Annotated in this window: 30 protein-coding genes and 1 tRNA gene; 17 read left to right on the top strand and 14 right to left on the bottom strand. The window is 68.9% G+C overall.

The window, feature by feature from the left end:
• Positions 1–76, top strand: a tRNA-Ala gene (locus AB0K28_RS12810).
• Positions 77–132: 56 nt separating this feature from the next.
• Here AB0K28_RS12810 and AB0K28_RS12805 read toward each other — a convergent pair.
• The 5 genes from AB0K28_RS12805 to AB0K28_RS12785 form a co-directional block, all read right to left on the bottom strand.
• Positions 133–636 (bottom strand): tyrosine-type recombinase/integrase, encoded by a 504-nt coding sequence (locus tag AB0K28_RS12805; protein ID WP_364368940.1) that lies wholly within the window; start codon positions 634–636, stop codon positions 133–135.
• A gap of 236 nt (positions 637–872) precedes the next feature.
• Positions 873–1,526, bottom strand: a complete 654-nt coding sequence (locus tag AB0K28_RS12800) for a hypothetical protein (RefSeq protein WP_345393248.1) — start codon at positions 1,524–1,526, stop codon at positions 873–875.
• Positions 1,527–1,649: 123 nt separating this feature from the next.
• On the bottom strand, positions 1,650–2,114 hold the full coding sequence (locus AB0K28_RS12795; protein ID WP_345393251.1) for a hypothetical protein: 465 nt from the start codon (positions 2,112–2,114) through the stop codon (positions 1,650–1,652).
• Positions 2,115–2,396: 282 nt separating this feature from the next.
• Positions 2,397–2,807: a type II toxin-antitoxin system VapC family toxin gene (locus AB0K28_RS12790; RefSeq protein WP_364368636.1), complete on the bottom strand. Its 411-nt coding sequence runs from the start codon at positions 2,805–2,807 to the stop codon at positions 2,397–2,399.
• A 2-nt stretch (positions 2,808–2,809) separates the two neighbouring features.
• Entirely contained in the window at positions 2,810–3,124 is a 315-nt protein-coding gene (locus AB0K28_RS12785; protein ID WP_364368633.1) for a prevent-host-death protein, read from the bottom strand.
• A gap of 814 nt (positions 3,125–3,938) precedes the next feature.
• Here AB0K28_RS12785 and AB0K28_RS12780 point away from each other — a divergent pair.
• A complete protein-coding gene (locus AB0K28_RS12780) occupies positions 3,939–5,444 on the top strand; it encodes an ATP-binding protein (protein WP_364368630.1) in 1,506 nt (501 codons plus the stop codon).
• A gap of 548 nt (positions 5,445–5,992) precedes the next feature.
• On the opposite strand, the gene AB0K28_RS12775 is transcribed toward AB0K28_RS12780, so the two are convergent.
• The gene (locus AB0K28_RS12775; protein WP_345393262.1) at positions 5,993–6,520 is read right to left on the bottom strand and encodes a hypothetical protein; all 528 of its coding nucleotides are present in this window, start codon (positions 6,518–6,520) and stop codon (positions 5,993–5,995) included.
• On the opposite strand from AB0K28_RS12775, the gene AB0K28_RS12770 reads away from it, so the two are divergent.
• Positions 6,519–7,481, top strand: coding sequence for a hypothetical protein (locus AB0K28_RS12770; RefSeq protein ID WP_345393265.1), 963 nt, complete (start codon positions 6,519–6,521; stop codon positions 7,479–7,481). The two genes, AB0K28_RS12775 and AB0K28_RS12770, sit on opposite strands and share 2 nt — an antisense overlap.
• Positions 7,482–7,514: 33 nt before the next feature.
• On the opposite strand, the gene AB0K28_RS12765 is transcribed toward AB0K28_RS12770, so the two are convergent.
• Positions 7,515–7,709, bottom strand: a complete 195-nt coding sequence (locus AB0K28_RS12765; protein ID WP_345393268.1) for a hypothetical protein — start codon at positions 7,707–7,709, stop codon at positions 7,515–7,517.
• Positions 7,710–8,113: 404 nt separating this feature from the next.
• On the opposite strand from AB0K28_RS12765, the gene AB0K28_RS12760 reads away from it, so the two are divergent.
• The 7 genes from AB0K28_RS12760 (at position 8,114) to AB0K28_RS12730 (ending at position 11,646) form a co-directional block, all read left to right on the top strand.
• A complete protein-coding gene (locus AB0K28_RS12760) occupies positions 8,114–8,341 on the top strand; it encodes a hypothetical protein (protein WP_364368625.1) in 228 nt (75 codons plus the stop codon).
• 654 nt (positions 8,342–8,995) lie between these two features.
• Entirely contained in the window at positions 8,996–9,382 is a 387-nt protein-coding gene (locus tag AB0K28_RS12755; RefSeq protein ID WP_345393274.1) for a peptidase inhibitor family I36 protein, read from the top strand.
• 13 nt (positions 9,383–9,395) lie between these two features.
• Positions 9,396–9,521 carry a hypothetical protein gene (locus tag AB0K28_RS12750; RefSeq protein ID WP_364368622.1) on the top strand — a complete coding sequence of 42 codons (126 nt, stop codon included), beginning with the start codon at positions 9,396–9,398 and terminating at the stop codon, positions 9,519–9,521.
• A 78-nt stretch (positions 9,522–9,599) separates the two neighbouring features.
• Positions 9,600–10,106, top strand: a complete 507-nt coding sequence (locus AB0K28_RS12745) for a hypothetical protein (protein ID WP_364368619.1) — start codon at positions 9,600–9,602, stop codon at positions 10,104–10,106.
• A gap of 78 nt (positions 10,107–10,184) precedes the next feature.
• Positions 10,185–10,346 (top strand): hypothetical protein, encoded by a 162-nt coding sequence (locus AB0K28_RS12740; protein WP_364368616.1) that lies wholly within the window; start codon positions 10,185–10,187, stop codon positions 10,344–10,346.
• Positions 10,347–10,444: 98 nt separating this feature from the next.
• Positions 10,445–11,080 carry an SRPBCC domain-containing protein gene (locus AB0K28_RS12735; RefSeq protein ID WP_364368613.1) on the top strand — a complete coding sequence of 212 codons (636 nt, stop codon included), beginning with the start codon at positions 10,445–10,447 and terminating at the stop codon, positions 11,078–11,080.
• A 74-nt stretch (positions 11,081–11,154) separates the two neighbouring features.
• Positions 11,155–11,646 carry an SRPBCC family protein gene (locus AB0K28_RS12730; protein WP_364368610.1) on the top strand — a complete coding sequence of 164 codons (492 nt, stop codon included), beginning with the start codon at positions 11,155–11,157 and terminating at the stop codon, positions 11,644–11,646.
• 160 nt (positions 11,647–11,806) lie between these two features.
• Here AB0K28_RS12730 and AB0K28_RS12725 read toward each other — a convergent pair whose 3' ends face one another.
• Entirely contained in the window at positions 11,807–12,613 is an 807-nt protein-coding gene (locus AB0K28_RS12725; protein ID WP_364368607.1) for an SDR family NAD(P)-dependent oxidoreductase, read from the bottom strand.
• A 108-nt stretch (positions 12,614–12,721) separates the two neighbouring features.
• On the opposite strand from AB0K28_RS12725, the gene AB0K28_RS12720 reads away from it, so the two are divergent.
• The 3 genes from AB0K28_RS12720 (at position 12,722) to AB0K28_RS12710 (ending at position 15,082) form a co-directional block, all read left to right on the top strand.
• On the top strand, positions 12,722–13,621 hold the full coding sequence (locus AB0K28_RS12720) for a LysR family transcriptional regulator (protein WP_364368604.1): 900 nt from the start codon (positions 12,722–12,724) through the stop codon (positions 13,619–13,621).
• A gap of 228 nt (positions 13,622–13,849) precedes the next feature.
• Positions 13,850–14,275, top strand: a complete 426-nt coding sequence (locus AB0K28_RS12715; protein WP_345393302.1) for a MarR family winged helix-turn-helix transcriptional regulator — start codon at positions 13,850–13,852, stop codon at positions 14,273–14,275.
• A 102-nt stretch (positions 14,276–14,377) separates the two neighbouring features.
• Complete coding sequence (locus tag AB0K28_RS12710; protein ID WP_364368600.1) at positions 14,378–15,082, top strand: VOC family protein; 705 nt, start codon at positions 14,378–14,380, stop codon at positions 15,080–15,082.
• Positions 15,083–15,156: 74 nt separating this feature from the next.
• Here the strand turns inward: AB0K28_RS12710 and AB0K28_RS12705 are convergent, their stop codons facing one another.
• Both AB0K28_RS12705 and AB0K28_RS12700 read right to left on the bottom strand, forming a co-directional pair.
• Positions 15,157–15,582 (bottom strand): hypothetical protein, encoded by a 426-nt coding sequence (locus tag AB0K28_RS12705; protein ID WP_364368597.1) that lies wholly within the window; start codon positions 15,580–15,582, stop codon positions 15,157–15,159.
• Between the two features lie 187 nt (positions 15,583–15,769).
• Positions 15,770–16,189, bottom strand: coding sequence for a hypothetical protein (locus AB0K28_RS12700; protein WP_364368594.1), 420 nt, complete (start codon positions 16,187–16,189; stop codon positions 15,770–15,772).
• Positions 16,190–16,264: 75 nt separating this feature from the next.
• Between AB0K28_RS12700 and AB0K28_RS12695 the strand changes: the two genes are divergently transcribed.
• On the top strand, positions 16,265–16,399 hold the full coding sequence (locus AB0K28_RS12695) for a hypothetical protein (RefSeq protein WP_364368591.1): 135 nt from the start codon (positions 16,265–16,267) through the stop codon (positions 16,397–16,399).
• 644 nt (positions 16,400–17,043) lie between these two features.
• On the top strand, positions 17,044–17,439 hold the full coding sequence (locus tag AB0K28_RS12690; RefSeq protein ID WP_364368588.1) for a hypothetical protein: 396 nt from the start codon (positions 17,044–17,046) through the stop codon (positions 17,437–17,439).
• Positions 17,440–17,443: 4 nt separating this feature from the next.
• Here the strand turns inward: AB0K28_RS12690 and AB0K28_RS12685 are convergent, their stop codons facing one another.
• Complete coding sequence (locus tag AB0K28_RS12685) at positions 17,444–18,085, bottom strand: class I SAM-dependent methyltransferase (protein WP_364368585.1); 642 nt, start codon at positions 18,083–18,085, stop codon at positions 17,444–17,446.
• A gap of 19 nt (positions 18,086–18,104) precedes the next feature.
• Positions 18,105–18,944 carry a prolipoprotein diacylglyceryl transferase gene (gene lgt / locus AB0K28_RS12680; RefSeq protein WP_364368582.1) on the bottom strand — a complete coding sequence of 280 codons (840 nt, stop codon included), beginning with the start codon at positions 18,942–18,944 and terminating at the stop codon, positions 18,105–18,107.
• Positions 18,945–19,430: 486 nt separating this feature from the next.
• On the opposite strand from lgt, the gene AB0K28_RS12675 reads away from it, so the two are divergent.
• Complete coding sequence (locus tag AB0K28_RS12675) at positions 19,431–20,873, top strand: MDR family MFS transporter (RefSeq protein WP_345393328.1); 1,443 nt, start codon at positions 19,431–19,433, stop codon at positions 20,871–20,873.
• Positions 20,874–21,016: 143 nt separating this feature from the next.
• A complete protein-coding gene (locus AB0K28_RS12670; protein ID WP_364368579.1) occupies positions 21,017–24,151 on the top strand; it encodes a BTAD domain-containing putative transcriptional regulator in 3,135 nt (1,044 codons plus the stop codon).
• Here the strand turns inward: AB0K28_RS12670 and AB0K28_RS12665 are convergent.
• On the bottom strand, positions 24,138–25,163 hold the full coding sequence (locus AB0K28_RS12665; RefSeq protein WP_364368576.1) for a hypothetical protein: 1,026 nt from the start codon (positions 25,161–25,163) through the stop codon (positions 24,138–24,140). The two genes, AB0K28_RS12670 and AB0K28_RS12665, sit on opposite strands and share 14 nt — an antisense overlap.
• On the bottom strand, positions 25,160–26,605 hold the full coding sequence (locus tag AB0K28_RS12660) for an AMP-binding protein (protein WP_364368573.1): 1,446 nt from the start codon (positions 26,603–26,605) through the stop codon (positions 25,160–25,162). Before AB0K28_RS12660 ends, AB0K28_RS12665 begins: the two co-directional genes overlap by 4 nt.
• Positions 26,606–26,871: the final 266 nt, after the last annotated feature.

Below are 26,871 nucleotides of genomic sequence, written 5' to 3'. Positions count from 1 at the left end.
GGGGCCTTAGCTCAGTTGGCAGAGCGCCTGCTTTGCAAGCAGGAAGTCAGGAGTTCGAATCTCCTAGGCTCCACCAGCTAAAACACCCCGTCATTGATCATGGGACGGGGTGTTCGTGCCATTAACGTGCCATTAGCTTGCGGGCACCAGCGCTCCCGCCGCCCCGTCTTCGCTGTCATCCTTCTTCGCCTTCTTCCGCTCCGCCTCCACACGGGCGCTGAGCGCGTCGGCGATCTCCTGGTCGGCGTCGCGGGTCGCGTGCTGGTAGATGAGTGCGGCCCGGTCGCTGTCGTGCCCCATCCGCGCCTTCAGGTCGGCGAGGCTCGCGCCTGACTGTGCGGCGAGGGTGTTGCCGGTGTGCCTCAGGTCGTGAAAGTGCAGCCCTTGTACGCCCATCTCCTTGAGCGCGTCAGCCCACTTGGACTCACGGCGGAAGTTGCTTCCTCGAAGGAACGCCCCGCGCTTGCCGAGATACACGAAGGCGTCTTCGGCCTGGTCAACGTACGTCGCCAGGTGCTCGTCAAGCGGCGGCGCGGCGCGCCGCCGTACCCCCGGCCCTCCGCCCGCCCGCCGTCCGGGCGTGCGGCCTGGGGGCCGGTCCCGGACTGCGGCGGGACACCGGGCCGGGCACCGCACGCCGGCCCCGCCGTACCAACCGAACGCACCGACCGGGGTTGCCGCGCCGCCGCACACATGCAGCCCTACGATCGCCACTGCATGGCTGGACCCCGTACGTGCTTGGGGGCGATCGACGATCCAGGGTTCGTTCCTCACCCTGGCTCACCGAGCAGCGTGGTTGATCAGCGTTCATCGCTCTCGCCGACGCGATGATCTGCTGGCGACGCCTCGTCTCCTGCTCTTCCTTTATGACCTCACTCTGGGATGGGGCCCGAGAACACCAGATAGGGATGTTCCACATCCAGCCACTGGCGGTCGAGCCGCACCCCTGTGGCCAGCTCGATGGCCGTCAGGAAACCTGCCCTCCAGTCCCAGTTGTCGTCTCTCCCCATGAAGTCTTCGTCTACGTAGTCGAGGAAGAACTCGCTCATCGCCGTCAGTTCAGGCCACGACGACAGGTTCGGGTGATCCTCAGGACGTCCCGGGAACAGGCCGTTGATTGAGACAAGGACTTCACCGTTCACGGTGAGGGACAGGCAGTTGACGGAGTTGACGTTCCACCAGGCGCTGTAGACCCGGGCATTCGACGCCAGCCGCCGGAGCGCTCCGCTCGAGTACCCGAGATGGTCGAGCCCGTACAAGACGACCGCTGCACCGGATCGGTCCACGACCGCGCATGGGCCCTGGCGGCGCAAGGGGAGGTTGACGAAGTGTGGCTTCACCACTTCGCTCAGCTCATAGCTGGTTCCTCCGCCCAGCCGCGCGCTCACCTCAGGCAAGGGGAGAGAGCCCAGGCTGTCGTCGGGAACCACGACCGCCCAGCAGGCCGCCACATCCAACTCTGGCTCCGCGACCAGCCGTTGATAGTGTCCGAACACCTCGTCGGTCGAGGGGCGTCGGATATCCACGTAATGGTCCTCTCGATCATTGATGAGAGTGGATGATGATCCTTGCATGAGTGCGCGACCCTCGAGCACCGCAGCGGGCCATATGCTCATGTCCAACCGGGGATCCCTCATTGTGGCGGGATCTTAGGCCCAAAACTGGATCTTGAAGAGCTCGATCCGAGCGACTGCGTTGGGGAAGCCGGGCTCTTGATCGGTTCGTAGGATCTTGGTGGCCACCTGTATGGACCAGGTGTTACCGCCTTGGCCCAGGTCGAACTCCATGTGGTGCGGATAGCCAGCCGCCCAAGCTTCGACACCGATCAGTTCGGATCTCAGTGAGAGCTGGCCAGTCCACAGCTCTTCCCAGTCATCCACAGGTGGCGGCCCGTCCCACCGCTCGAACCGGTTGTGGACCGTATGCACATACCCGTCGGAGTATGCCGTCTGGATGATCAGCCCATCGTGGCCTGCTGCGATCCTGTCGTCCGGCGGATCCATCTCCCCATCGACCGCCGAGCCCACTAACTGACCGTCGACAACGCTAGCGACGGCGAAGAGTCGGTATTCGGGTCTTACCTCGTCAGTGAGTGAGCGAAGAAGGCCGCTCATAGTCTCTTCCTTCCCCAGTGCATGCCGTCGGAGCCAAGCCGATGGCCATGATCGTCGTGCCATTAGCGTGCCATTACGGGCGGCTACCAGCGGTCAATCACGGTCACGCGCGGATCATGCTCTGCGCAGGTCGAGACTGCTGTCCTCGAAGATCAGACCGATTTGCAAGCAGGAAGTCAGGAGTTCGAATCTCCTAGGCTCCACTGCACTTCGAAGGCCACCTCCCATGATCGGGAGGTGGCCTTTCCATCTTGCAGAGCTGCCACAAGGCCCCTGCGGAATTCACTGGGGGCGAGTGACCGGAACTACCGTAATCAGGTGGTCCAGACCCTTGAAATCCTTGGGGTTGCAGGTGTAGAGGGGGAGCCGGTTCGCGATCGCCACACAGGCAATCATCAGATCTGCAGTGCGGGGGCGTGGTTTGCGTCCTGAGGCGATGACGGCCGTCCACAACTGGCCGTACTCGCGGGCTGCGGTGTCGTCGAAAGGGAGGGGATCGAATTCGGCTTCGGCGGTCTGCAGGATTTTCATTCGCTGGGCGAGTTCCTGCGGCCCTGTCGCCACCAAGACTCCGACCGAGAGCTCTGCGGTGGTGATGGCACTGATCATCATCTCATCAGGGAGCTCGTCGGCATCGATGCCGGCGCGCAGGATGAGGATGTTGGTGTCGAGCAGCCCTAGGGAGTGGGTCATCCCTAGTCCTCTGCGGATTCGCGTCTGCCGTATGCGCGATCGTAAGGATCGTAGAGATCGTCGTTGACGTGGCGGTCCATGTCCTCGCGATATTTACGGTCGTCCAGTCGTGGCATGCCACGCGACACGGCGGCGAACTCGGCACGCGAAACGGCCCGGCGCCGGCGGCGGAGCGGGACCAGATCGCCGATGTGATGGCCATTACGGGTAACGGCGTATCGCTCCCCACGTTCCAGTCCATCCATGATCTCGGCTGACCGATTGCGCAGGTCGCGCTGAGAGATCTCATGGGAGCGGTCAGACGCAGGAGTGCTCACGTCTGAAGTCTACAGTGTTGTGCCATTCAGTGCTATCTAGTAGCACGCCTGGATAATCATCAAGCCTGAAGGGGCCGTGGCGGGTGGGAGAGACCGGGCGCGAGGGCGAGATCGCTTCCCGGGTTCACCCGGAGGTCTCTGTACAGCAGAGAAGTACAGCAACCGGGCCGCACTGCGGCTCACCCTGACATCCTCCAGCACATGCCTGAGTAGGACCGAAGCCTCTCCGCTGCGTGACCGGCTCCCGTTGGCAAGCAGCACGTCGGCGCTGACCTCAGGAAGTCTTCTGAGGCCATCTTGCGGACGTGGTGGACCAGAACATTGTCAAACGCCGCGGCAAGCTCCGGGCCCTCGTCACGGTCGCCCGCTCGCTGCTGGTCATCATCTGGCATCTCCTCGCGGGAACGTGCGACCTGCCACGACCTGGGATGGGACTACCACCTCAACCGGCTGAACACCGGCAAGAAGATCCGCAACCACGTCCGCCGGCTCGAAGCTCTCGGACTCACCGTCATCTTGACCCAAGCCGCTGACCATACCGATCGCACCAACCCCGACTCGCCGTCCTACGTCGGGGTCCGCTGCCCCGCGCTGGCTCAGGTGGCTATTTTCCGGTCAGAGCGCCGGAGATGCGATGACTTTTCTCAGCGCGACGTGCCGACCGGAAGCAGTGAACCCTTTCAGGCTCCTTGGCAATCGCCCTGGTCACAGCGTAAGTGCGATGTCGATGTTCGGTCCGGTGATATGGAGTGCGACGGTTTTCGTCAAAGTAAGCTTAGACATAATCTGTCGTGGTCGGCATGTGGGAGGTCGGATGAGGAAGAGCCCGCTCGGCAAGCCGGACGACGTGGTCGACCGGGGCCGGGAGTGGAGTCTGCTGGCGGACTTTCTTACCGATCCGGATCCCGCGATGCGGCTCGGCATCGTGTCGGGGCGTCGACGGCACGGGAAGTCCTACCTTTTGCAGGCGCTGTCCGAGCAGGTCGGCGGCTTGTATGTGACGGCGGTCCGGGAGGAGGGACGGCTGCCGGCGATCCGACGGTTCAGCGATGCGGTCGCCATCCATGCTGGTCTGCGCCCGGGGAGTCTGCGTCTGACCGACTGGCGTGATGTTCTATCCAACGCGCTTGATGTGACGGCTCGTTCGCCGCATCCGCTTCTGGTGATCGATGAGTTGCCGTATCTGCTTCAGCACTCGCCTGAGATCCCAGGGCTGCTTCAGCAGCTCTACGACGAGCGCCAACGCGGTGCACGGACGGACGCCGGCCCCGGACCGCGGCTGATCCTGTGCGGTTCCGCGATGAGCGTTATGCACGAACTGCTCTCGGGTACCAAGCCGCTGCGCGGCCGTGCCGTGGTCGATCTGCGTCTAGGGGCCTTCGACTACCGAGACAGCCGGGCTTTCTGGCAGATCGAGGACCTGTTGACCGCACTGAAGGTCCACGCGGTTCTCGGCGGGGCTCCCGGGTACCGGCCGGTGGCGGCCCGGCCGCACCCGGACGACGGCTTCGACATCTGGCTCACCCGCACCCTGCTTGACCCGGGCCGGGCAGTTTACTCGCGGACCGAGACCGAGTACCTGCTGCGTGAGGATCCGCGGATCACGCAGCACACCCTGTACTACGACATCCTCACCGCGATCGCCCAGGGTGCCACCACTCCCAGCAAGATCGGCGCGGCCCTCGAACGCCCGCGCAACGCCGTCGCCCACCCGCTGGGCGTCCTGGAGTCCACCGGCTACGTCCGGCGCGAGCAGGACGTCCTGCGCGTCCGGCACCCGGTCATCACGCTCGCTGACCCAGTCATCCGCTTCAACCAGCTGATCACCATGCCACAGGCCACCGCAGTGGAGCAGGGATTCGCCGAGCAGGTGTGGCAGCAGGCCTCCCCGACCTTCAACTCCAAGATCCTCGGTCCGCACTTCGAAGATCTCGCCCGTGACTTCACCCGCCGCTACGCCCACATTCTGCTTCCCGGCGGGCTCCTGGGTCCGGTCGGCACCACCGAGGTCGCCGACCCCGCAGCCCGTACGAAGCACGAGATCGATGTCATCGCCCTGGCTGCGGGCGAGCGCCCGCAGGCCCCACGGGCGAGGATTGCGCTCCTGGGTGAGGCCAAGGCAACCGTCGCCCGCCAGGGGACCGGCGACCTGGAGCGCCTGGAGCGAATCCGCGGCCTCCTCACCGATCAGGGGTACGACACCATGGGTACCACACTGGCCCTGTACTCCCTGCACGGCTTCTACCCCGACCTGACCGAGCAGGCCGCCCGCCGCGACGACCTTCTTCTGGTCGACCTGCCTACCCTCTACGGGAGCTGATGGGGGTCACCAAGGGCCGTCCGGGGGGGGGCTATGTACAGCAACGCCGTCTCACATGAGCACATGTCATCAGCCTGCGCCTGCCGCCTGACCAGGTCAGGGGCCTTTCTACAGGGTGACCGTTTCCCGTTTGCAAGCAGGAAGTCAGGAGTTCGAATCTCCTAGGCTCCACCATCCAAGGCTTCGGGTAGGTGTGCCATCGCGCGCCCACCCGTTGCCAGACGTCATGGTTGCCTTCTGGGACCCCGCCCCGAGCGGTCCTCGCTCCGCTCGGGCTGCCTTGCTGGTGCGCGCCTCCGGCACGCAAGGTCATCGCGATTGGGCGCTTCGCGCACGGGGCTCAGCCGCTGCTTCCAGTCGAGCCAAGGCTCGATCCCTTGTCGGCCTTCGCTCCGCTCAGACGTCCTTCTTGAAAGGTGCAGGCTGCGCCTACGCCCTGGGTGGGCCGGTCGCAATGCGCGGAGCGGTGCGGTTCGGCTCTTGCGTGAGCTCATTGCTCGGAACCAGGGGTACAGAGGTCTCGCGCTGTCGTAGGTCTTGTCGCGTGGTCAGCGGCCACGGCTGTGGTCGGACCTGTGCGGCGCGCCGACGCATCTCCGGTCCGCCGCCCGTCCACCGTCCGGGCATTGGGCCGGGGGCCGGTCCCGGACAGCGGCGGGTACAGGCGATCGGGAAAGCGAGAGTGTGACCAGGGTGGCGTCGTCGTGGGTCTTGCCGCGCGGCCATCGGGATCCTGCGGGGTCGCTGTGTTCGGCTGCGCGTACACGGCTGATCAGGGCTTCCGGTCCTTCTCGGTCGAGCAGGTCGAGGGTCTGCCGCCAGGTGGCGAGGTGGAAGCGATCGACGAGACGGGATGCCCCGTCGCTGAGGAGGACCGCCGTGCGTACGGACTCCTGCGGGACGGTCCCGGTGAGGGCCTGGTCGGCGGCGAGGGGGTCGGTGGCGGCCACCCAGAAGCCGCCGTCGCGGTTGCGGTGGGCGCGCAGGGTCTCGACGTACTTGTGGTGGGCCTGCTGGTGTTCGGGGGTGCCGGAGTCGAGGGCGAGTAGCGCTCCATCCCGAGATGTGGTTGACATGAGCGCATCGCGAGCGATAGATGCATCGCTGGTGTCGTCGAAAATCTCCGTGCCTGCCTTATGCGCTCTGGCGATCCTGATGCCGTTGGCACCCGCGGTCATGGTGCCCAAGCCCGCGAACGTCGTCGTCGGTGCGGTCGTGGCCGCGCTGCTGGTGGTGCCCGTCGTGGTGCTGCGCCGCAGGCGGTGGGTGCTGCGGCTGGGCGCTGCGCTGTTGGCTCTGCTCGCCGTGGCCGCCGCTCTGCCGCCGTTCACCGGGTTCGGTGGGCCGAGCGAGGAGGAGATCCAGCAATATCTCACGACCCAGGCCGCTGTCGGCGGACCGGTCGACTTCAGGTCCGGTACCTATGGCGGCGCATTGCGGTTCCTGCCCTGGGACGCCAACGACCTGCTGCTCCTCGCCGTGGCCTGCTTCGCCACGGCCGTTCTGGTGACGGTGCTCGGCCGCGTCGTCCATCAGAAGGGACGGCGTGAGCTTCTTCCGCTGCGCTGGCGGTGGCCGTTGGTCTTGTGGGGCGCCGCCCTGGTGCTGGTGAGCATTCCGCAAGCGATGGTGTGGAGCTCACTCACCGATGGGTCAGCCGAGCACTCGATCATGATGATGGACGGCAGCTGCTTCGGCAGTATGGAGGAGATCTTGCTAGGGCCCGCGGCAGCCGTTCTGATTCTGATCCCGCAGCCGATCGTGCTGGGGCTGGGCCTCGGGCTCTGGGCGCTGCTGGCACTCACCGGGCACCGCCCGCTGGGCCGAGTGGTGGGCTGGCTGACGTTGGTGCCCCTGGTGGTTCGTGACCTGATGATGAACTGGATGCCCGTACTTGGGTGCGCACGGTCTGCGGACGAGGCGACCGATCCCGTCACGATCACATGGGTCCTGGTCACGCTCCTCCCCATCGTCCTGGTTCTGCTGGCGGTACGGGTGCGCCGAGCAGTAGTTTCGAAAGAGGAACAACCCGTATGAGGACGCGCACGCTTGCGGGCCCACTTCGAGGCGTTAGGCCGGAAAGTCGGCGTCCCAGGGGTAGGTGAACCGTTCGGGCGCTACACCCCGACCTCGGAGCAGGGCGAGGAGGTCAGCCTCGCCGGTGGCGACGATGCGGTTGATTTCGTTGCTTCCGATGTCGTAGTCCCAGCCGTCGAGGCGCTCGATGATGTATTCGCAGTGTGTCAGCCAGAATCTGCTGAACACCTCCGGTCAAGGGCGCGTGCGTCGTCGCTTTGCGATCAGCTTCGCTGATCCTTGACTCGGCGGGCCCGTCCTGGGACCGGCAGCTACAAGGAGGACGGGGGCGGACCAGGAGGTAGGCCGTCGGCACCGTCGCGTGCATGGTGGCCGGGCCATTAGCGTGCCATAAGGGCGGCGACGAGGGGTCGACCACGGTCACTCACGTCCGGCCTCAGCTCCAGGTCAACGCGTCTACGAGCCAAGATCCCTGCAGTTCCCAAGCTGACAGCGCGGGTTCGATTCCCGTCACCCGCTCCACGTGCGAAGGCCCAGGTCGGGATACTGATCCAGAGTCGCACCTTGGTCGTTTTGGAATTATGTCCATGTCCCGTCGCGAGCGTTCTAACAGGCCGCGCATACTGGTGGAGATGAAGTCAACCAGCGGCGCGCCCCGTCGCCACCTGTCCACAAGTCCCTTCAAGCCCCCGCCCCCCGCCTCGCCTGTCGAGCAGTTCAGCATGAACGATCAAGTGACCCATGATCGGTATGGTCTCGGCGTCGTCATCGCTGTAGAAGACGAGATCGCTGTGTTCGTCGATTTCGGATCGCGGCAGGAACGAATCACTACACCGTTCAACAAGCTGTACAAACTCTGAGACCGCTATCACACGGGGAAAACACACAGCGCGAGCACATCAACGCCAGCGTCCAGCTCGGCCGAGCCGACGTCCACAGGACCGTGTGGAGACGTTCTTTCCTCGGCCCGGCCATACGAGCATAGGTATACCGCGAGGAAGCAGAAGCCGTGCCGAACGTGCGGTGATCGTAGTGAGAGAGACCGACGGATCTGGGTTCCTCGCGGCTGGAGGACGAACGTCTCCGGCCCGCATCGCCGGATGACGGTGAGCGCTGCGGCCCGATAAGGGAGGCAACCGCCATCCGGTGAAGACTTGACGTGGTGTTCCGCCACCAAGATTGACGACGTCCTGGCTGCTTATGGCATCTCATCCGAGAGCACTCAGCCGGCGCGCTTCAACGCTGATGACATCGACATGTTCATCGGGCGCCTCGGCAGGGCGCCGTCATCATGGACTACCGCATCGATTCTGTCACCGAGGGACCCGATCTGTGGCGGGGGCGACGTCGGGTCTGATATCCGGCAACCCTGGGGAAGCGGTGGGAGCGGTGAGCGGTGCAAGGTGGGAGGAAGGAGGCTGGCCGGTGGTCGTCGTTCGGCTGAACTGTGGTGGGCTGTGGGATTTCCTGTCATGATCATGGCGAAATTTCCCCCAGCCGAAATGAGGTCGTCCATGAAGAGAACGACGGTGCGCAGGGTCGGAGCCGTGGCGCTGGCCCTGAGCAGCCTGATGGGAGTGGGCGCCACCGCGGCTCAGGCCGATGCTCAGCGGCTCGCCAGCTCCTGCCTGTCCAGCTTCTGCCTGTACGAGCATGACGACTACGCGGGCGCCGAGCAGGAGTTCCTCTTCACCTCCAACAACACCTGCGCCAACGTGACCTCGCTGAACAACAAGGCCAGCTCCATGAGGAACCCGTCGGCCGGCCGGATCCAGTTCTACGACAGCGCGAACTGCTCGGGTTCGTACGGCTACGCGGCCGCCCCGGGGTCGTCCGACAGCGACCTGACGAACAACGGCTTCGACAACAGGACGAGCTCCGTGAAGCGGGTCAGCCCGTAGCGTGCTCGGGCAGGTGCCCGCGGGCGTGGTCCTGCTCGTCACGGTGACGGCCTGTTCGGGGGCGGGAGCTTCGGCGCCCGTCCCGGTGCCGGAGCACGGGGTGGAGGCGCGCGAGCTGTCCGTGCCCTTCGACCGGTAGAACCTCTCCCCGGCGGACCTCTCGGTCCTCGCCACCGCCGGGGACCTCCTCGTCCGCGACTGCATGCGGGGCGAGGGCTTGACCTGGGAGACGTTGCCGCCAGTGGTGGAAGGCGACCCGGAACCGCCCTATCGCCGTCGTTACGGTGTCGCCGAGCCGGAGATAGCGCGTCTGTACGGGTACCACGTCGCTCCCGACCGTCCCTCCGTTGCCCGGCGAGCCGCGGCGGGTCACGCCCGCGCCGCACGCCTGTCGGACGAGGAGCGGCGGGCCGCGTACGACGAGACCGGCGGCTGTCTGCGGCAGGCGCGGGAGCGCATCGAGCAGGGAGCGCCGCAGGTCGACGCGACGCTGTTCAACAAGCTCGTTTCGCAGACCTTCGGTGAGGCCCAGCGGGATGCGAAGGTCGTCCAGGTCTTCAAGGACTGGAGTGTGTGCATGCGGGCCGAGGGGCTGCGTTATGCCGACCCGCTCGCCGCCATCTTGCCCGCGCGATCATCGCCGGAGCCCGGTGACTACCCCGGTGCGACGCTTCCCTGCTGGAACGAGTGCGCTTCCAGCCCGTTCGCATGCCGAACGCGGTGAACGCGGTGAACGCGGTGAACGCGACATCAAGACAACAGATCTGGCTTATATAAGCGGGAGCTGATAGACTTCCGGCTCGTGCACGCGTTCGACGTCCTGAGTGATCCTCGACAGCGGCGCATTCCGGAGGTGCTCGCCGACGGCGAGCAGACCGCTGGCGCGATCACGGACGCGGTCCGGCCCGAGCTCGGGCCCTCGCAGGCCGCCGCGTCACAGCGGGTTCGTGTCGGTACGGGCTGAGGGCGCTCGCGCGGTTCTACACCGTCGACCCAGCGCGGCTGGGCCGGTTGTGCGACAACGCCTCGATGCTCTGGAAACCTCAGCGAAGGAAGCCTGACGTGAAAGACGTACTGGATGAACTGGCCGCCGCGCAGCGGGCGATGGGCAAGGGCAGCGTGCCCGCCGGTGACGCGTACACCATCGAGCTGCGGCGTCGGTACGATGCGCCGATCGACGACGTCTGGGACGCTCTGACCAACCCCGAGCGGCTGCAGCGCTGGTTGCAGCCGGTCACTGGAGACCTGCGGCTCGGCGGGACGTTCGAGCTGGACGGTGGTGAGCACGGCGAGATCCTCCGATGCGAGCCGCCGCGTCTGCTGAAGGTGTCCTGGCTCTACGGGCCCGACGCCGACGCCTGGCCCGGCACGAGCGAGGTGCAGGTGCGCCTGGCGTCGGGTTCGGCCGGCGACACCGAGTTCGAGCTGATCCACGCAGCGGTCCTGGAGGAGCCGCTCTTTCCGATCTACGGCCCTGGTGCCGGCGGCGTCGGCTGGGACCTGCGCCTCCTCGGTCTGGCCCGGCTGCTGGCCGGTGGTGAGAGCGTCGATCACGAGGCGGTCGAGAAGTCGCCCGAGTTCGTCCGGCGCAGCGCCGCGGCCTGGGGCGAGGCCCACTTGGCGGCTGGGGGCGAACCTGAGCACGTCGCGGCCGCAGTCGAGGCCACCACCCAGTTCTACGCACCCGACCCGACCTGACCTTCCCGCTGCGGCACGCCCTGCACCGCGGGCGTGAAACGGATGCCGGCCCACACCTGGAAGGAATGCGCGTCGTGAAGTACACCAACTCGATCGAGATCGCCCTGCCGCGGGAGCGGGTGGCCCAGCTGCTCGCCGACCCGGCACAGGCGCCGAAATGGCTGCGGGGACTGGTGCTGCACGAGCCGTTGAACGGGGTGCACGGGCAGCTCGGCACCAAGTCGCGGGTGGTGATGCAGTCGGGGCAGCGGCAGATGGAATGCGTCGAAACGATCACTCGTCGGGAGCCGGCGGACCTCCACGAGATCCCTGAAGGGATCGTCGTTCACTTCGACCGCGAGATCGTCGGCGGGGGCATGTGGAGCGTGGTGCGCGATCGGCTGACCGAAGCCGGTCCGGAGACGACGCTGTGGGAGAGCGAGAGCGAATACCGGTTCAGCGGGCTGCTGATGCGGCTGATGGGGCTGGTCATGCCAGGCGCCTTCCACAAGCAGTCGCAACAGCACATGCAGGACTTCAAGGAGTTCGCCGAACAGGGGAAGGACGTCCGCGACGGTAAGGATTGATCTGCGCCATCAGCAACGACGACCATCGACGGATCGGCCGCTGCTCGGCGCGCGTGTGCCTCAACCGCCACGACACCTCGGGCGTCTGGGGAGCACACACGACTAACAGGATGAGCAGCACCCAAGCCAAGCGCATACCGGCCGATCCTGAGGGCGCGCCTCAGCCGAACGCGGCCTCCGTGACCGGCGCCCATTCCCGCCACTCGCGCAGCCGCTCGGCGTAGATGGCCTCGATCTCGGGGAGCGTGTTGCCGAGGACGAGCCGCCGGGGCGGCTTCTCGGCGTCGGCGAGCAGGAGGATCGCGTCCGCGGTCGCCGCCGGGTCGCCGAGCACCCATTCTTTGGCGGTCGCCTTGTGGACGGCGGCGTAGTCGGGGTGGCGGTCGGTGGTGCGCATGCTGGTGGTGCCGGCGAAGTCCGTGGCGTACGGGCCGGGCTCGACCGCGGTCACGTACACGCCGAACGCGGCGACCTCCTGGGCGAGCGCCTCTGACAGGCCCTCGACCGCCCACTTGGAGGCGTGGTAGGCGCCGATGCCGGGGTACGCGCGTACGCCGCCCTCGCTCGTGACCTGCAGGATCCGGCCGGACCGCTGGGCTCGCAGCACGGGCAGGACCGCTTGGGTGACCCAGACCGTACCGAAGAAGTTCGTCTCCATCTGGGCGCGCAGCTCGGCCTCGGTGAGCTCCTCGACCATGCCGAAGAGCCCGTAACCTGCGTTGTTGACGACGACGTCGAGCCGCCCGAACCGCTCCACGGCCCGCTCGACGGCCTCGAACACCGCCTTCCTGTCGGTGACGTCGAGGGGCAGTGGCAGGACGGCGTCGCCGAAGCGGCGTACGAGCGGGTCGAGCGCGCTGACGTCGCGGGCCGTCGCGACGACCCGGTCGCCGCGCCGCAGCGCGGCTTCCGTCCAGAGGCGGCCGAAGCCGCGCGAGGCGCCGGTGATGAACCAGATCTTGGACATGATTTCCTCCAGGTCTTCCTCCTTCCAGCATCCGGACGTACGAGTCATTCCACAAGCGAGGCTTTCGCACAAGAGACATGCGGAGTGCGCATGGCTTAGGTTGAGCGCATGGCGGAGTTCACCGTTCCCGCGCTGCGGGTCGTGCACGCGGTCGTCGGCACCGGATCGTTCACGGCGGCCGCTGAGCTGCTCGGATACACGCAGTCGGCGATCTCCCGGCAGGTCGCGGCCGCGGAGTCGGCGGCGGGGACGCCGCTGTTCGTCCGCAAGGCCCGTGGGGTGGAGGCGACCCGAGCAGGCGAGGCGGTCGCGCGCCGGGCGGCCGCCGTGCTGGCCGAGCTCGACGCGCTGGGCCGCGAACTGGCCGCGCTCGCCGACCCGCTCGCCGAGCAGATCACGCTCGGCGCCTTCCCGACCGCGACCTGGTCGCTCATCCCCAAAGCCATGGCGGCGCTCAGCGCCGAGCACCCCGCGCTGGCCGTCGAGCTGCACGAGGCGTCCAGCCCCGCGCTCCTGCGCCAGGTGCGGGCCGGCGGCGTCGACGTCGCCGTGATCGCCGTCGGTCAGAGCCTGCCCGACTACGACCTCCACGACCTGCACACCGAACGCCTGACGACCGGCGGCATGGGCATCGTCGCCGTGCCGAAGAACCACCGCCTCGCCGGACGGTCGCGCGTCTCGGTCGAGGATCTGTCCGGCGAGCCCTGGATCGTCGGTACGGGCCCGCGCGGCGACCCGCAGTTCGGCGCCTGGCCGACGCTGCGGGAGCCGCGCATCGTCCACCGCATCCGCGACTGGAACGCCAGGCTCGGCTTCGTGGCCGCCGGGCTCGGCATCGCGACCGTCCCCCGGATCGCCGTCTCCGGCCTGCCCGCCGAGATCGCCGCCGTTGAGGTGGACGATCCCGCCTATTCGGGGCGCATCACCCTGACCGTGACCAGGTCAGAGCCGTCTCCAGGGCAGCGCGTCGTCGTCGCGGCCCTGCGCGCCGCGGCCGCGTCGGTATGACGCCGGGTAAGCCTCCGGCCGGTTCTCACCAGGTACTGGGTGTAGACCGACCCGCACACGGTCGCCGACGAAGTGGCAGAGCGGCCGGGGCGCGCTCGCCGGCGGCGGGTACGAAACGGCATTTGGACAACCCGCCGCCCGCTCCTCGATACTGGGTGCCCGAGCAGCCACGAAGGGGATCACTCGATGCCAGCGGACGGGCCGACCGTCGACCAAGGTGTACGAGAGATGATCCTGCTGATGCCGCGGCTCATCGCGCGAGCCAAGCGCACCCCCGTGCCCGGGCAGCTGCGGGACTTCGCGCTCACGCCGCGCCACCTGTCGCTGCTCGCCCTGCTGCTGCACGACGGCCCCGCCACGGTGAAGACGCTGGCCGGACGCCTCCAGGTCGCCTCCACGACGGTCAGCCTCATGGTGAACGACCTGAGCCGCAAGGGCATCCTGGCCCGCCACGAGGACGAACGCGACCGTCGGCGCACCATCGTCAGCATCGCCGACGAGCACCGTGAGGCGATCGAGGGCTGGCTGGCCGCGGGTGCGGACGCCTGGCGTACCGCGCTGGAGCCCTTGGAGCCCGCGCAGCGGCAGCTCGTCATCGACGCGCTGCTCACCTATGAGCGCGAGACGATGAAGCTCACCCGCCAGTCCGACTGAGCCCGGTTTCACGCCCCGTCGTTGACACCCCGCTGCCCGCAAATTAGGTTTGCAATCAAATCTGATTTGCTGATGAGTCCATCGGATATCCGGAGGTTCAGGGTGCCTGTCTACGACCTCGACCACGTCACCCTCGGCGTACGTCACCTCTACGAGAGCGCGGAACGGCTGCGCCGCGAGACCGGGCTGCGCAGCCACGAAGGCGGCTGGCTGGAGGTCATGCCCACCGCGCACCGCGTCATCCCGCTGCCCGGCGGCGCCTTCGTCAACGTCGAGTCGGTCATCGACCACTACGCCGAGCTGCCCCCGGGATTGGGCGCGTTCCGTGACTGGTTCGAGCGGACCACCCGGCGGGGCGACCACTGGATGACGTGGAACCTGCGGGCGCGCAGCCGCGCCGACCTCCAGGACGTCGCCCGCCGGCTCGGCGGGGAGGTCATCGAGGCCCGGGGCGCCCTGCACCCCGACGGGACGTCCACGACGACGATCATGGCGCCCGGCGACGCGCGGAAGACGTGGGCGCGCGGGCTGCCGAACTGGTACTACCACGAGGACATGAGCCGCCACCCCGCCCGCACGACGCCCATGACGCACGAACGTCCGCTGGCCGCGGTCGCCTGGCTGGAGCTCGGCAACGATCCGGCCGAGGTCGAGGAGCACATCGGCAAGGAGACCTTCGGCGCCCTGCCCCTGCGGTTCGTTTCGGGCGGGCCCGGCCTGCACGGGGTGGGGCTGCGCACCGAGGACGGCGACGAGATCGCCCTCCGCGCCCCCTCAGGAGTCTCCGGCCTAGCCGCCCTCACGTGAGGCGGCGGGCGTGTTCCTTTCGCCGCCCAGGTGAAAGGCCACATCGCCTTGATGGAGATGTGGCCTTCGGGAAATCAGGACCGGACGTGCTTCTCGTACCAGCTGTAATCGATGTACGTGCTGCCGGGGCCGGTCAGTGTGCCGTAGACCTGCCAGAAGCTGTCCGGCTCCAGCGAATAGCGGAAGATTTTGTCGCCGGGCCGGTCGTCCACGAACGCGGTCTGCTGCCCGTTGTGCCAGATCCGTACTTCGATGGTGAACGTCTCGCCGTCCGGGATGTCGAGGCAGATTTCATAGTCGTACGCGAACGAGCCACCGATGTTGTACTGGCGGCCGTCGATCGCGGGGCGTTGGAGATTGGAGGGGACGTAGCTGTTCACGACCCGGGTGTAGTCCCCGGCGGCGCAGTCGATGTCCGAGGTGGCGGCGGATGCGGGACTGGTGACGGTGAGCGTGGCGCCGAGGACCCCGGCGGCGAGCAGGGAGATGGTGCGCTTCATGCCTCTCCTCATCCGTGCAGTGAGTCTCCAACCGGGTAGTTGAAGGATGAACTGATTCTGGCGTGCGTGCGCACTCCCGGACAAGGGCGGGCAAAAAATCCTGCGATCTTAAGTCAAGTGATGTGATGGTTATAAGGCCACACCCCGTGGCCGGGATGTGGCCTTGGCGGTCACCCTGCGTTCGGCATCAGGCCGGGGTGCGCTTCTCGTGCCAGGTGTAATAGAGGAAAGTGCTGCCGGGGCCGGTCAACGTGCCGTGCACCTGCCAGGCGAAGTTGGCGGGAATGGTGTAACGGAGGATTTTGTCGCCAGGCCGGTCATCGGTGAAGAAGGTCTTCAAGCCGTCGTTGAGATTCTTCAGCTTGATGGTGAACGTCTCGCCGTCGGGGATGTCGAGGCAGATCTCGTACGTGTGCGGCTGCGGCCCGTTGATGTTGTAGAGCGCGTTGTCGACCCCGGAGCGCTCGACGTTGGTGGGCACGTAGGTATTCACGACCCGGGTGTATTCGCCGGTGGTGCAGTCAATGGAGGAAGCGGACGCGGGAGTCGTGCCGGCGAGCGTGGCGCCGAGGGCGCCGGCGGCGAGAACGGAGATGGTGCGCTTCATGCCTCTCCTATCCATGGGGTGACGCTCCAACTGAGAAGTTGAAGTCTGAACTGATTCTGTCGCGATCCCCCATATATGGACAAGATCGGGCAAGGTTCCGTGCATCCCGCAGTAAGCCGTGACGCTCAGCCGGGCGCCGGGACGCGCCAGGCCGAGGTGGAGAACCAGGCCTTCGCGCTTCAGACGAACCTCCATGCCGCCATGATCTGACAGGCCGCCCAGAAACCGGCCTTCCTTTTACTGCACCCTGATTTCCAGCGGAATTCACACGTCAAAGGCTGTCAGTGCCGACCACAGAATGCCTGCCTGGAGGAGACCGACCAGGTCAACAGCGATGATCCAAGCGATCCCGCTCAAGCGGGTCCGGGAGACGAGATGACTCAGGGGCAGGGTCAGCACCGACTGTCCCATGACGAAGACATTCGGTACGCCTCTTTTCGAGGTGAGCCGGCCCAGGATCCCGAGAAGCACGACAAGCGCCGCGTAACCCCCCGCTATCCAAGCGGCCACTGCCCTGCCCGCCTTCGGTGGTTACCAGCGTTCTGTGAGGTGGGCGCGGTCGGCGGGTGGGTCGTAGGGTTCGGGCCAGTCGCCGGTGTCGTCCACTCGAAGGACGTTACACAGTGGCACCGACAGCTTCGCCGGGGGATATTCGGGTGAGTTCCGGGGTGGTGCGGGCTAGCGTTTCCTGGGTGCGGCGGTGCGTCTCGTGTAAGCGGTGGGAGCCTGCTGGGGCGCCTGGGTGCCGGGCCTGTGCCGCCGTTGTCGACGAGGTCGTCGAGGCGGGGTGGCGGGCGTTCGTTGCGCGGGAGTTCGGCGGGCTCGGCCCTCAGGAGGAGCGGGACGTCGCCTCCATGGTGGTTGATGAGCCGGACAGGCAGCTCTGGCGAGTCGTGGATGCCGCCTACGATCGGCTCACCTGCGGGGAGTGCGGGGGCCGGTTGAGCCGGGGGCCGGTGGGGTGTGCGGCTTGTGATCTGGCCAACGGGTTTCGGTACGTCGCCATCGAGGTCGATCGGCCCGGTGTTCCGCCGGGGAACGAGCATGGACTGCGGGTCAATGTGGCGGTGGTGCGCAGGCCGTACGGGATCTCTGAGCGTGAGCTGGTGGCGCGGCGGTTGTTGCTGCCTTTTCTGCTTGACGGGCGGCTGCCGACGATCGCTCAGGCTCAGGAGATCCGGGCCTTTCTCAATCGAGGGGGGACGGAGGATCAACTCGCTCAGCGGCTCGAATCGATCTGGGAGCCCTAGTGGGTCACACCGCGCGCATCAGGAGGTGGCCGCGGCGGAAGCGTTCTCCCTCCAGCGGTTCGCGGAGCATGCGGGCGACCTCCGTGAAGCCCTCCTTGCGGAGCAGGTCGGCCATCTCGTCGATGGGCCAGCGGTAGGCCGCGGTGACCCTGTGGTCGAACTCCGTCACCGGCTCCCCCTCCGACTCGAAGAAGCCGATCAGGAGGTGGCCGCCGGGGGCCAGGACGCGGCGGAACTCCGTCAGGTAGGGCGGCAGCTCCTGCGGCGGGGTGTGGATGATCGAGTACCAGGACAGCAGGCCGCCCAGCGACCCGTCCCGTACGTCGAGCGCGCCCATCGAGCCGAGCTCGAAGCGCAGGCCGGGGTGGTCGCGGCGGGCGATCTCGATGAACGCGGGCGAGAGGTCGACGCCGGAGGCGTCGAGGCCGAGGTCACGCAGGTGGGCGGTCATGTGGCCGGGGCCGCAGCCGGCCTCGACGACCGGGCGGGGGCCGTCCGCGCGTACGAGGTCGGCGAAGGCGGCGACGATCGCGCGGTCCAGGGGCAGGCCGTCGAGCGAGTCGCGGACCAGGTCGGTGTAGAGGTCGGCGACGGCGTCGTACGCGGTGGCGGTGGCGGTCAGGTAGGGGGAGGGTTCGTCGGCCATGGCGGACGACTGTAGCCGATCAGGACCTGGCCGGTACGACGATCTCCTCGGCGTCCTTGCGGCGGGTCAGCCAGAAGGACACGAGCGCCCCCACGAACAGCACGATCGACGTCCACTGGTTGATCCGCAGGGACAGGAACGTCACCGCGTGATCCACCCCGCCCACCGCGTCGATCCGCAGCCCCTCGATCCAGAAGCGGCCGAGCGTGTACCCGGCGACGTAGACGGCGAACAACCGCCCGTGCCGGAGGTCGAAGCGGCGGCCGATGCCGATCAGGGCGAGGCCGAGCGCGAGGTCCCACAGCGACTCGTACAGGAAGGTCGGGTGATAGAGGACACCGGGCTCGCCGCCGTGCGCCTGGTCGATCTCCAGGCCCCAGGGGAGCGTGGTGGGGCTGCCGTACAGCTCCTGGTTGAACCAGTTGCCCCACCGCGCGATGGCCTGCCCGATGGCGATGCCGGGCGCGACCGTGTCGGCGACGGCCCCGAGCGACAGGCCGCGGCGGCGGCAGGCGAGCCACACCCCGACGCCGCCCAGCGCGACCGCGCCCCAGATGCTCATCCCGCCTTCCCAGATGAACAGCGCCTGGTACGGCTCCTTGATGGCGCGCGGGCCGAAGTAGATCTGCCAGTCGGTGATGACGTGGTAGAGGCGGGCGCCGATCAGGCCGAAGACGACGCCGGGGACGGCGATGTCGCTGATCGTGCCCGGTTCGCCGCCTCGGGCGCGCCAGCGGCGGTCGCTGATCCAGATGCCGACGGCGATGGCCACGATGAAGCACACCGCGTAGGCCCGGATCGGGATGAACCCGAGATGCCAGACCCCCTCCGGAGGGCTGGGAATCAGGGCGAGGGGCATGGTGGTGACGCTAACGGATGCGGCCCCGGATGGGCAGGTACGTGACCTGATCGGACCTTCCGGAATGGTCACGCACGCGCGGGAAGCAGATTCGATCACGAAATATCCGCATAAATCGGGAATGAGGAGCGCCCGGCCCGGCGCTTAGGGAGGGTGCGCCAACGACGGTAAGACCCCCGTAGAGACCCTCCGGTAGAGACCTTCCGGTAGAGAACCCCCGTAGAACCGCCCCCCGCGAAACCGCCCCGCGCGGACTGTCCCGCAGAGAGCTTCCGCAGAGCCGCGTCGCGCGGACTGCCTGCGGAGAATCCTGCAGGGCCGCCCGCAGAGAGCAGCTCCGGAGAGAACAGCCCGCACGGAACCGCCCGTGCAGACCGCCGATGAGTTCTGTCGGTGGCGGCGGTCAGTATGTGCATGACGACGATGACCGTCCCAGAGAACACCCCTTCTGATCCCCTGTTGACGGGCGACCGAGATCGAGGCTCCGTGATCACTTCAACGCACGACGCAGCACCACCGAAGGCCGAGGAGGCCGCCGGGTCACGGCGCACGCCGCCGGTGATCCGGCTGCTGGTGCTGGCCACGTTCGTGGTCATCCTCAATGAGACGATCATGATCAACGCGATCCCGCGCCTCATGACGGCCCTGAGCATCGGCGAGCAGACCGCGCAGTGGCTCTCGACCGCGTTCATGCTGACGATGGCCGCGGTGATCCCGATCACGGGGTGGTTCCTGCAGCGGGTGACCACGCGCGGCGCGTACGCCACCGCGATGGGTTTGTTCCTGCTGGGCACCGCGCTGGCCACGGTGGCGCCGTCGTTCGAGGTGCTGCTCGGGGCCCGCATCGTGCAGGCGTCGGGCACGGCCGTGATGATGCCGCTGCTGATGACGACGTTGATGCACGTCGTGCCGGAGCACAACCGGGGCAGGGTGATGGGCAGCGTCAGCCTGGCGATCTCGGTGGCGCCCGCCATGGGGCCGACGATCTCCGGGCTGATCCTGAGCTTCGGGTCGTGGCGGCTGTTGTTCGCGGTGGTGCTGCCGATCGCGGCGCTGGTCACGTGGCGTGGCCTCGCGCAGTTGCAGAACGTCGGGGAGCCGCGGGTCGGCACGATCGACTGGTTCAGCGTGGTGACGGCGGCGGCCGGGTTCGGCGGGCTGGTCTACGGGCTGAGCCGGTTCGAGGGCGGCGACGCCGGGATGGCGGTGGCCATCGTGGTGGCCGGGCTGGTGACGATCGCGGTGTTCGTCGTCCGGCAGCTCGTGCTGCAGCGGCGCGGGGTGCCGCTGGTCGACCTGCGGACGCTGCGCAACCGCACGTACACCGTCGCGCTGATCATGATGGCGGTGGCCTTCATGGCGATGCTGGGCTCGATGGTGCTGCTGCCGCTCTACCTGCAGAACGTCAGGGCGTTCAGCCCGCTGGAGACCGGGCTGCTGGTCATGCCGGGCGGTCTGGCGATGGGGCTGCTGGGGCCGGCCGTGGGGCGGTTGTTCGACAAGTTCGGCGGGCGGGTGCTGGTGGTGCCGGGCGCGGTGGCGATCATGCTGTCGCTCACCGGGTTCACCCAGATCACGATGACGACGCCCTACTGGCAGCTCCTGGCGCTCCACGCGCTGCTGTCGATCGGCCTGGCGGCCACGTTCACCCCGGTCTTCACGCTCGGGCTCGGCGCGGTCCCGCCCGCGCTCTACTCGCACGGCAGCTCGATCCTCAGCACGTTGCAGCAGGTCGCGGCGGCCATCGGCACGGCGATGGTGATCACCGTGATGAGCGCGCGCAGCGCGTCGCTGCGGGAGTCAGGGGTCAGCGACGTGCTCGCCGACCTCGGCGGCATGCAGCTGGCCTTCGTCATCGGCGCGGTGCTGTCGGTGGCCGTGGTGGTCACCGCCCTGCTCCTTCCGGCCAGGGCCGACGCCTCGAAGTAGGCGTCTTGCGCGGTCGCGGCGGCCGGTGTACAACTCGTCATCGTCTACGAGGAAGGTCGCCTGTGACCGCGTTTCGCATTCTCGGTGCTGTTCAGGCCCTTTCCGCGGACGGGCCGGTACACGTCCCGGGAAAGCAGCGGTCGATGCTGGGCGTCCTGCTGCTCTACCCCAACACGCCGGTCTCGCTCGAGCGGCTGATCGACTGCCTGTGGGAAGATCCGCCCGCCTCGGCGGTGTCCAACATCCACAGCTACGTCACCCGCCTGCGCCGTACGGTCGCCCCCAGCCTCGTCACCCAGGACCACCACTATCTCCTCGCCCTCGACCGCGACCAGCTCGACCTGTTCCTCTTCGAGGACACGCTGAGCGAGGCCCGCCACCACGCCGAGGCAGGCGACTTGGCGAAGGCCCATGAGGCGTACCGGTCGGCGCTGGCGCTGTGGCGCGGCAGGCCGGCCGAGGACGCGCAGCTCACCGCGAGCGTGCTGCCGCGCGTCGCCGACCTGGAGGAGCTGGCGCTGTCCGCCCGCTGCGACTGGACGGACCTCCGCCTGCGTCTCGGCCTGCACGAGGAGCTGATCGGCGAGCTGCGCGCGCTGGCCGAGGCCAATTCGATCAACGAGCGCGTCTGGCGGCAGCTCATCCTCGCGCTGCACCGGTCGGGCCGGCGGGCGGAGGCGCTGGAGATGTACGGCCGGGTCCGCGCCGTCCTCGGGGCGGAGCTGGGCGTCGAGCCAGGCCACGAGCTGCAGGACCTGCACGCCGCGATCCTGGGCAACGACGAGACCCTCACCCCGCCCGTACGCGAGAGCGCTCGCCGCATCGTCCCCCGCCAGCTCCCGCCAGCGCTGGGCCGCCTGGTGGGCCGGCGGGCGGAGCTGGCCAGGCTGGACGAGACGCCGCACGCGATGCTGACCCTGGTGGTCGGGGGCGCGGGAGTGGGCAAGACCACGCTGGCCGTCCACTGGGCCCACCGCGTCGCCGAGCGCTTCCCCGACGGCCAGCTCTTCCTCGACGCCCGCGGCTTCGACCGGGCGCCGCCGATGAGCGCGGCCGAGGCGCTGCCCCGGCTGATCCAGGCGCTCGGCTGGCCGGCGAAGGACATCCCCGTCGATCTGGAGGCACAGATCGGCCTCTACCGGTCGATCCTGGCCGAGCAGCGCGTCCTCGTGGTGCTGGACAACGCCGCCGACCCCGACCTGATCAGAGCGCTGATCCCGCCGGGCAGCGGCTCCCGGATGCTCGTCACCAGCCGCGACCGGCTGAGCGGCCTGGTGGCGCTGGAGTCGGCGGCGTCGGTCACGCTGGACGTGCTCGACCAGGACGCGGCGCTCGACCTGCTCGCCGACGCCGTGGGGAAGGACCGCATCGAGCGGGAGCCGCAGGTCGCGGCCCGGCTGGCCGAGCTGTGCGCGCGGCTGCCGCTGGCGCTGCGGGTGGCGGGCGCGAAGGTGGCGGCGAGCCCGCACCGCGCGCTCGCCGACTACGTGGCCGAGCTGGACGAGCGGAACCTGCTGTCCAAGCTGGAGGTGCCGGGCGACCAGCGTACGGCGGTGCGCGGCGCGGTCGGCCGCTCCCACGAGACGCTGACCCCGGCGGGCCGGCGGCTGTTCCGGCTGGTCGGCCTGCTGCCCAACACCGGCGTCACGGTGCCCGGCGCGGCCGCGCTGTCCTGCCTCCCGGCGGGCGAGACGGCCGGGCTGCTCGACGACCTCGCGCGGGTCCACCTGATGAACGCCGGGCCAGGCCGCTACACCTGCCACGACCTGCTGGTCACGTACGCGGCGGAGCAGGCGCTCGCGGACGACCCGCCCGAGGAGCGCGAGCTGGCGGTCACCCGCTACTTCGACTTCTATCTGCGCACGATCGTCGCGGCCGGCGAGCACGTGGACGTCCGCGTGGTCGGGCCGGCGCCGGGCGGCCCTGACACGGGGGTGACGCCGCTGACGTTCGCCGACCGGGCGGAGGCGGAGAGCTGGCTGGAGCGGGAGTGGGACATCGTGGCCGCGCTGGTCGCCCGCGCCGCCGAGCGCGGCCCGTACGCGATGGCCTGGCGGCTGGCCGACGCGCTGCGCGACGTGCTGCCCTGGCGGCGGCCGGTCGCCGAGTGCCTGCGCATCGCCGAGCTGGGGCTGAAGGCCGCCCGCGCCGACCACGACGACCTCGGGCAGGGCGCGATGCTGATGTCGATCGGCTACGTGCGCTGGCGCATCACCGACCTCGACGCCGCCATCGACGCCTACCGCCAGGCGCTGCCCCTCCTGCGCCGGGCCGGCTGGCTCGCGGGCGAGGCGGCCGTGCTGCGGGCCGGCGGGGTGGCGCTCGCGCAGGCGGGCGACGCGGAGCAGGCCGCCGATCAGTTCCGCCGGGCCCTCGCGATCGACCGCGAGCTGGGCAACCGGGCGGGCGAGACGTCCAGCCTCGGCAACCTGGCCTCGCTCACCCTCGACCTGGGCCTCCTGCGCGAGGCGGAGCAGCGCAACCTGGAGGCGCTGGCCGCGGCCGCCGAGGTCGGCAAGCGCCAGCTCGAAGCCGTCCTGCTGACCAACCTGGGCGTGGTGCGGCGGGAGCTGGGCCGGCTGGCGGACGCCCAGGCCACGCTCGACCAGGCGCTGGCGGCCGGGCGCGAGATCGGGTCACCGTACGTCGAGGCCATGGCGCTGGAGTCGATCGGCTGCGTCCACCGCGACGCCGGCCGTTACGACGACGCGCTGCGGGCCCACGAGCAGGCCGCGGCCGTGGCGAGGAGCGCTGAGAACACCGAGGTCGAGGTACGCGCGCTGGTCGGGCACGCGCTCGTGCACCTGCGCCGCGGCGACCTCACCGAGGCAGGCGAGCGCCTCGCCGCCGCCGAGTCGTCGGCCGGGCGCACCGGCCACCGGTCGAACCAGGTGGAGCTGCTGCTGATCCGCTCGGAGCTGGCCCGCGCCCAGGGGCGGCCCGCCGAGGCGCTGGCCCGCGCAGAGCAGGCACGCCAGCTGGCGGAGCGTGGCTATGGCCTGGCGCTGGGCAGGGCGCTCGCCGCCGTCGCCGCCGCCCAGCTCGACCTGGGCGAGCCGGCCGCCTGCGAGGAGAGCTGCGGCGCGGCGCTCGATGTCTTCCGCAGGACCGGGCAGCGGCTCGCCCGCGCCAGGACGCTGATCCTGCTGGGCCACGCCAGGCAGGCCATGGGGCAGGCGGATGCGGCCAGGAAGACGTGGCGGCGGGCGCACGCGGTCGTCAGCGCGGCGGGGGCGCAGGAGCGCGTGCTGACCGCCGCGCTGGTCACATCTGCTTGACGAACGGTGTGCCCTCGTAACCGGCGCGGCGGGCGGCACGCAGCGCCGTACCCGGTGTCGGGCCGTGCGCGATCACCGCGTCGCCGTCGACGGCCACCCAGGTGCCGGACGGCGTCTCGGCCGTCTGCGCGGCGCGCAGCGCGCCGGTCAGCCGCTCGACGCGGCCGGAGGTGTCCAGCCCCGAGGCGGGGACGCCGAGCCACGCGTACGTACGCCGCTCGGCCCCGCGAAGCAGGCGCCACAGCACGTACTGGATGAGGATCGCGGGACCGAGCACGGTCAGGAACGCCATCCCCGAGCGCAGCACCCCGGTCGCGAACCCGATCTCGACCAGCACGATCAGGCCGATGCCCGCGACCGCGCCGATCCAGGCGGCCACCCTGCCGTACGCCTTCGCCGCCACCATCGGCCACAGCGCGAGCATCAGGCAGTCGCCGAGGCCCGCCGCCACCGGCGCCGTCCCGCCCGTCACCGCCAGGAGCGGCGCGAACGGCTGGCCCACCACCTGGGCGAGGAACCGGTCGGTCAGGTCGCCGAGCCCGGTCGCGAACAGGTCGTACACCGCCAGCACGGTCGCGAACGCCGCCACGTGACCCGCCGACATGCCGGTCTGCGCCCACAGGCTGGTCACGCCGATCACGGAGATCGCGATGAGCAGCGCGTTGAACGCCAGCACCATGCCGTCGAGCCCGGCGACCGCGGCCGCCACCGTGGCGGCGACCAGCAGCAGCGAGGCGAGCGTGGCCCGCCGGCCGCCGATCACCGGCGCCAGCGTCATCTGGACGCTGGCCAGGAAGAGCACGCCGAACACGGCGGAGACCGCGGGGCCGGGCAGCGCCAGGTAACCGACGGGCATCACCACCACCAGGCAGCTCATGATGAGCACGTCGGAGGTGGTCGAGTAGCCGATCGGCGGGCGCGGCAGCGAGTGGCGCCGCACGTAGCCGAGTGCGCCCAGCACGATCGCGGCGATGACGACGTCGAGCAGGGCGAGGTTCGGCAAGGTGATCATCGGGGGTCTCCGGAGGGCGATGACTCGAAGCTGTGCTCGTACAGGTCGGCGCGCACCCGGCATGGCTCGGGCAGCTCGTCGGCGGTGTCCACGAGCACGATCTCGGCGACGGGGAGCGCGCGTTCCGTCGCCAGCTCCTCGATGCGGCCCAGCGTGCCGCCCCGGCGTGGGGCGACGACATGCAGGTCGGGCTTCTTCGGGTCGCCGGTCAGCGCGTACCTGGTCGGCAGCGGGACCTCGCGCACCGCCTGCAGCACCTCCAGGATGTCGCGGTCGGTCGGGCCGCCGCCGTAGTGGGAGGCCCGCCCGACGATCCTGGACGTGGCGGGGAGCGCGGCCAGCTCGCAGCCGTACGGCTCGTCGGGCAGGCGGCGTACGAGGTCGCCCGTCCGGTAGCGGACCAGCAGCGTCGTCTCGCGGTAAGGGGTGTACGGGGTGGCGACCAGCTCGCCGACCTCGCCGGCGGCGACCGGGGTGTCGGCGTCCACGTCGAGTATCTCGAAGTGGGCCTGCTCGACGGCCAGATGCAGGTGCTGCTTGGAGCACACCATGCCGGTGGTGGGGACCAGCTCCGTCATGCCGTACACGTCGGACACCGGCACGCCGAACGTCTCGCGTACACGCTCGCGCAGCGCGTCGGTGAGGATCTCCGCGCCGGTCATCACCCGGCGCAGCCCGAAGTCCTTCGCCTGCCAGCCGTCCCGCTCGGCCCGCTGCACGAGCGCACCCAGGTAGGAGGGGACGGTGTAGAGGTCGCTGACGTACGGCAGCTTGCCCGGCAGGTGCAGCGGCGCGGCCAGCCGGTCGAGCGCGATGCCCGGATCGACCAGCCCCTGCGCGATGAAGCCGGCGCCCACCATGGTCAGCGCCCGCTGCGCCGTGACCAGCCCGACGGTCGCGCGCGAGCTGATGCACGACAGCCCGACGTGGTGCTCGCGCGTGTCGCCCACCATCAGGTACGAGATCGCCGACAGCACCGCCGCCAGCTCCAGCTCGTAGCGCGAGAACCAGATGATGGCCGGCGTGCCCGTGGTGCCGGTGGTCTGCGCCATCAGGACCGGCTCGCTCACGTCCGACACGAACGCGGGGCCGGCGCCGCGCAGGGCCGACTTGGGGGTGGTGGCCACCTGGGAGAGCTGGTCGAGCCCGATCCCGGCCGGATCGAGGCCGTGCTGCTCGAACCAGAGCCGGTAGTACGCGGTGTGCCCGGCCGCCCGCCTGATCGCCTGCCGCAGCCGGCGGTCCGCCATCGAGCGCCTGATCTCCGGATCGTCGACGCCGCCGCCGGGCAGCAGGTCGTTCGGGCCCTCACCAGGCTCGCCCAGCTCGGCCAGCATCCCGCGGAGGTCGGTCACCAGCTTCCCCAGGGCGTCCACGTCGAATTTCCCGCCGCGGAGCACGGTGGCGGCGTGACGAAGCTGTCGAGCGGCTGTGGCGAGCAAGGACACCTCACTTCATCGGAACGGAGCGACCCCGGCCGGCCGGCCCCCCGGAGGGACCGGCCGGCTCAGTTCCCTCAGGTGGCGGGGATCTGGAACAGCGCGGTCGTCAGGGTGCTGAGCGCGTACCTGGCGTAGCGCATGCTCATCTTGACCACAGGGTTCTCCCTTCGGATGCCTGCCGCGGAAGCCCGCGGCGAGGCGCGTGAGTGATCTCCTCACCGCAACGATCGCCCCCGCCTCCACAAACCCTGCACATGATCACCACA

The sequence above is a fragment of the Nonomuraea sp. NPDC049504 genome (genome assembly GCF_040676845.1).
Classification (GTDB): domain Bacteria; phylum Actinomycetota; class Actinomycetes; order Streptosporangiales; family Streptosporangiaceae; genus Nonomuraea; species Nonomuraea salmonea.
Note: the sequence above shows the minus strand (reverse complement) of the source record. Positions and strands in the feature narration are given on the sequence as shown.